1 protein-coding gene is annotated in these 1214 nt (G+C 71.6%); it reads right to left on the bottom strand.

Going from position 1 to position 1214, the window contains the following annotated elements:
- Positions 1-1214, bottom strand: a 1214-nt coding sequence (locus ACFW3F_RS25535; protein ID WP_388062508.1) for a glycerol-3-phosphate dehydrogenase/oxidase, incomplete at both ends; no start/stop codon positions are given.

Below are 1214 nucleotides of genomic sequence, written 5' to 3'. Positions count from 1 at the left end.
TCGGCTGCGGCGCCGGAACTCGAGGCACTCGCGCATCGTCCACAGCCATGGCGCCGTATCGGTTCAGCAGGTGCTCGACGCGTACGACGTGCAGGCCGGTGCGCGCGGCGACCCTGGCCCGCGCGTTCCACATGGCCCGGTACCCCTCGGCGCCGAGCAGCGGCGTGTCCTCGGTGACGCAGTCGGCGACTCGCATGTCGAGCCCGTGCACCGCCGCGTCCACCGCGTCCTTGGCCATGACCCGGTACGTCGTGTACTTGCCGCCGGCCACCACGACGAGCCCGGGCACGGGATGTGCCACGGTGTGCTCGCGGGAGAGCTTGCTGGTGGCGTCCGACTCCCCGGCGAGCAGCGGGCGCAGACCGGCGTACACGCCCTCCACGTCGTCCCGCGTCAGCGGCACCGCGAGCACCGAGTTCACGTGTTCCAGCAGGTAGTCGATGTCGGCGCTGGACGCGGCCGGATGCGCCTTGTCGAGGTCCCAGCCGGTGTCCGTGGTGCCGACGATCCAGTGCCGGCCCCAGGGGATGACGAACAGCACCGACTTCTCGGTGCGCAGGATGAGCCCCGTCGTGGAGTGGATGCGGTCCTTGGGGACGACCAGGTGGATGCCCTTCGAGGCACGGACGTGGAACTGCCCCCGCTCGCCGACCATCGCCTGGGTGTCGTCGGTCCACACACCGGTGGCGTTGACGACCTGCTTGGCGCGGATCTCGTACTCGCCGCCGCCCTCGACGTCCTGCACCCGGGCGCCCACGACACGCTCGCCCTCGCGCAGGAAGCCGGTGACCCGCGCCCCGTTGGCGGCCTTCGCGCCGTACGCCACCGCCGTGCGGACGAGGGTCGTCACGAACCGGGCGTCGTCCATCTGCGCGTCGTAGTACTGCAACGCCCCGACCAGCGCGTCCTTCTTCAAGCAGGGTGCCACCCGCAGCGCGTGACGGCGGCTCAGATGGCGGTGCAGGGGCAGGCCCCGCCCGTGTCCGCGGGCCATCGACATGGTGTCGTAGAGCGCGACGCCCGCTCCCGCGTACAGCCGCTCCCAGCCCTTGTGCTGCAGCGGGTACAGGAACGGCACCGGCCGCACGAGATGCGGAGCGATCCTCTCCAGCAGCAGGCCGCGCTCGTCGCGGTACTCCGGGAAGTTCTTCAGCCCCACCCCGGTCACCGGCTGTTCGCGCCACATGCCGACGGCGGACGCCCACAGCGGGGAC

Source organism: Gordonia sp. NPDC058843 (assembly GCF_042743165.1).
GTDB lineage: Bacteria > Actinomycetota > Actinomycetes > Mycobacteriales > Mycobacteriaceae > Gordonia.
Note: the sequence above shows the minus strand (reverse complement) of the source record. Positions and strands in the feature narration are given on the sequence as shown.